The organism is Catellatospora bangladeshensis (assembly GCF_016862575.1).
Classification (GTDB): Bacteria; Actinomycetota; Actinomycetes; order Mycobacteriales; family Micromonosporaceae; genus Catellatospora; species Catellatospora bangladeshensis.
The window spans coordinates 1-4,138 of sequence record NZ_BONF01000083.1 but is presented as its reverse complement, the minus strand read 5'-3'; the positions used below and the strand labels follow the sequence as shown (position 1 = coordinate 4,138).

2 protein-coding genes are annotated in these 4,138 nt (G+C 62.8%); one reads left to right on the top strand and one right to left on the bottom strand.

All coding sequences use genetic code 11. From position 1 onward, the window contains the following. On the top strand, positions 1–1,717 hold a 1,717-nt coding region (locus tag Cba03nite_RS39275; RefSeq protein ID WP_308442780.1), incomplete at its 5' end, for a DUF262 domain-containing protein. 491 nt (positions 1,718–2,208) lie between these two features. On the opposite strand, the gene Cba03nite_RS39270 is transcribed toward Cba03nite_RS39275, so the two are convergent. After that, positions 2,209–3,762: a hypothetical protein gene (locus Cba03nite_RS39270; RefSeq protein WP_203757641.1), complete on the bottom strand. Its 1,554-nt coding sequence runs from the start codon at positions 3,760–3,762 to the stop codon at positions 2,209–2,211. Between the last annotated feature and the right edge of the window lie 376 nt (positions 3,763–4,138).

The following is a 4,138-nucleotide window of genomic DNA, read 5'->3' as shown; positions in this document are numbered from 1 at the left end:
AAAGCTCAGAGCGCTGACAACAACCAGAAGGACTTTGATGGACTATCGCCTTGAGGCGCACGAAATGCCGCTTCACCGGGTCTTCAGTGCGGACTTCAAGTTCAGCATCCCCGAGTACCAGCGCCCGTACGCCTGGGACAAGGAGCAGGCCGAGCAGCTGCTCGACGACCTCGCCGAGGCCCTCGACCGTGACACCGAAGAGCCGTACTTCCTCGGCTCCATCGTGCTCGTCAAGCAGCCGAACCGGCCCCCGGCGGAGGTGATCGACGGCCAGCAGCGAATCACCACGTTGAGCCTCCTGCTCGCAGTGCTCCGCGATCTGACCGACAACGATGAGCTGCGCGCCTCGTTGCAGAGGATGCTGATCCAGCCGGGCGAGATCGCGCTGGGTCACAAGCCTGAACCGCGATTGCAGCTGCGCAAGCGCGACCAGGACTTCTTCACCAAGTACGTACAGGCGGCCGGGGCGACTGAAGTACTCCGCCAGCTGCCATCACTCGCCCTAAGCACTGGTGCGCAGACGGCGGTACAGGCTAACGTGCGCGCCCTACACAAGAAGCTCGTCGAGCCCGAGTGGACCGAAGACCGTCGCCTGGCTCTGGTCCGCATGCTCAACCTGCGCACCTATCTCGTAGTCGTCAGCACGCCCGACCTCAACAGCGCCCATCGGATCTTCAGCGTGATGAACTCACGCGGCCTGGACCTCTCGCCGGCCGACATCTTCAAGTCCAAGGTCATCGGCAGCATCACGGACCCGTTATCACAGGACTATGCGGCCAAGTGGGAAGACGCTGAGGAGTCCCTCGGCCGGGATGCCTTCGCCGACCTGTTCCTGCACCTGCGGATGATTTTCAGCAGAAGGCGCGCTGTCCGCGGACTGCTCACCGAGTTTCAGGAGGACGTGCTCAAGGGCTATCTGCCGAGTCAGGGCACGCAGTTCATCGACGACGTACTCGTACCGTACGCGGATGCGTACATCAACATCCGGGATCGGAGCTACACCGCTCCAAGCGGCGCGGCTGCCGTCAACGCCTGGTTCAACCGCCTGGCGCAGCTCGACAACAATGACTGGCGCCCGCCGGCGCTTTGGGCGCTGCACAAGCACCGGCACGATGCGGCAATGCTCGACGAGCTCCTCCGCGCGCTGGAGCGGCTAGCCGCCAGCATGCACATCCGGAGGGTATACACCACCCCTCGCGTCCAGCGTTACGCCGCCCTGCTGCGCGAACTCGACGAGGGGTACGGCGTCGGCGCCCCCGCCCTCCAGCTCACCGATACCGAGCGGACGGAGACGATCGATCATCTAGACGGCGAACTGTACCTCGCCAACAAGATCCGCAAGTATGTTCTGCTCCGGCTCGACGAGGTGCTCGCCAACAGCTCTGGTGTCACCTACGAGCATGCCATCGTTACCGTGGAGCATGTGCTGCCGCAGAACCCCGACCGCGGCTCAACCTGGAAGACAATCTTCACTGATGCACAGCGCCGCGACTGGACGCACCGGCTCGGCAACCTCGTGTTGCTGAATCGGGCCAAGAACTCTCAGGCGCAGAACTATGAGTTCGCCCAAAAGAAGCAGATCTACTTCCTGGGCAAGGGCGTCTCTACCTTCGCACTGACCAGCCAGGTGTTGTCAGAGCCAGACTGGAATCCCGTTGTCGTCCAGCGGCGTCACCAGAGGTTGCTTGCAGAGCTATGTAACGAGTGGGGACTCTGACAACCTGCGTGCGTCGTTGCCGCCCAGAGTTCCGTCGACGAGAACAATCGCGCCACCTGTGAGCCGGGCGGCGCCTTCGGCCGTGGCGGAGCAGTGGTTGCAGGAACGGCGTCCAGGTGTCGATGCGGCCGGAGACGGCGTGACGGAACCGTGGGGTCCAAGTACTGGCGCCGTTCCCGGCGGGCAGTTGGCAGTGAACGCCTTGGTGTTGACAGTAGCGAGCAAGATCTTCGGGCGGCAGCAGAGGTACCAACTGAACAAGCCGATGCCCATGACGGCGCCGAACCCGCCGTAGGAAAGTCCAGCTTGCTGCTGCCCGGGTCGCGTAGGCGACCCGGGCAGCAGCAAGACACTAGGCAGGTGGGCCCAAGCACCAAGTTGAGAGCCTTAACTCGACAATGGTCGGCGAAACCCGGACGACACCCTCTGGCAGCCATCCAACAGTAGGTCACGTGGGTGCACGCCCCTGAACCTTCGGCGCGGACTGCTGATCAGGCGTCAGCCGTGCCCCGCAGCAGCACCACACCAGTGTTCGTGCTCGTCAACGCCAAGCACATGTCATCGACGCAGGACACCTCGTAGACGAAGTTCGTCTCGGCGGGAAGTTGCACGGTTTGCCAGCTGTGTCCATCCCAGTGCCACATCGCCCCGCGGGGATCGCTGCCGTTGTCGGCGGTGGCGCCGAACACGAAGCAGTTGCTCGCTGATGCGCAGGTCAGGCCGAAGGCGTAGAAGTCCTCCGGGAATCCCTCATTAAGCCCGGCGATCTTCTTGAAGCCCCGGCTGTCGATCGCAAACACCACCCTGTCGGGCTTGGCGCTTGGGCCAGTGGCCTTGGTGTACAGAGTCATGCACTCGCCCGGTGACCAGCAGGTGCTTCGGATGGCGTCGCTCAGGGTGATTCCGGCCGGGTCGTCGGCGTACTTGTTCCAGGTGCCATTACGCAGCCGCCAGTCGGAGGGGTTGTGGGAGCCAGTGTCGGCTCCGAAAAAGTCGCAGGATGTCACTTCGGGGCAGTGGGGGCTGCACTGTGCACCGCCACTCCAGTCGTGTTCGGGCAGTCTTTGCCAGCTGGTGCCGTCCCATGTGACGGCGCCCTTGCACGATTCGTCGTCCTCGGTTGCTACGCAGGCGGCAGTAGTGTCGCACCGGAAGAACTCGAGCCGTGACAGTTCGATGCCGTTGTCGGTTCCCTGGGCAAGTTGCCATGTCTTGCCGTCGTAGTGCCATGCGGCGTTGCGTGCTGTGGGCGCACCGCCCCAGCAGTCCGTGGGCATTCGACATGCCACTGACATGGGGGGTGCTTCAGCCACCTCGCTGACCGTGGTGAACTTGCCGTCGGCGAAGCGGCCAAGAAAACCGCCCTTGTTCTGCGTTATGCCGGGCATCCAGCAGAGATCGGCGGAGACACAAACGATCGATCGGATGCTGTGGTCGGCGGGAATGCCAGCATCGGAGATCGGCGTCCAATGGGAAATAGAGTCCGAGAACGTGTGCAGATCATCGCCGTCCGCGCCGGGGGAGCTCCATGGGCCCCACACAACGGCACCGACTCCGCCCCCGAGGAGAAGTACAAGAATTGCGATGCCAGCCCCGAGGCGGAAGTTGAAGTTCTTCCGATTGTCGACCTTGTCACCGAGGTGAATGTCCCCGGAATTACTGAATGCCCCGCCGGGACCAACGTGCAGCTGGTTTTGGCGGCCAGTGACGTCTCCTTGGTTGTAGGTCGAGGAGTGTGGTGATTCCTGGTGGTGCACGCTTGCGATCTCCGCCAGTTGGCCACCGACCTCCGGATGACGTCGCAGTAGGTCCTCGATGAGGCCCTCCCACTTGCCGACTGCCCGGCTCTGATCGAGTCGACCATTGACCGCGTCCTGTCGGGTGGCGTCCAATTGCTGCTCTACCCATAGCGCGCGCTCTTCACCATCCCACGCGAAGATCGAAACAACTTCGCGTTTGATGGCGGCCCACGCTTGCGCCGCCATCGGGGCAATGATCACCCGAGCAGCGCCTACGGCCAGCCGGGCCGCATCGTCATCTAACATGGTGCAAGCGTTGCTGTACTGGCCCCATTCCTGGCACGTCTGATTGGGCGGGCCTTCAGTACGATCGGATCGATATAGTCGCCGATAATCAGGCTTTCACATAAACGAGGACGAACACGCGCACGTTAGTAATGCTGCGGACAAGTACGCCGCTGATGCCTAGTACGGCAGCGGCACCTACCCTTTGCGTGCCGGTCCCAGGCTCGAGGTGCCGTTCGTCAGTACGTGGATCACTCTGGCGTGGTCTGGCCACCACCTGTCGCCGAGATCGTTCCTGGTATCGACAGCCAGTACGGTGGCCCTGGCGCAGACCACAAACCCAGCATTCTCGACCGGCAAGGTCAGGCACAAGTGCCTACCCCGAAGTCGGTCAGGC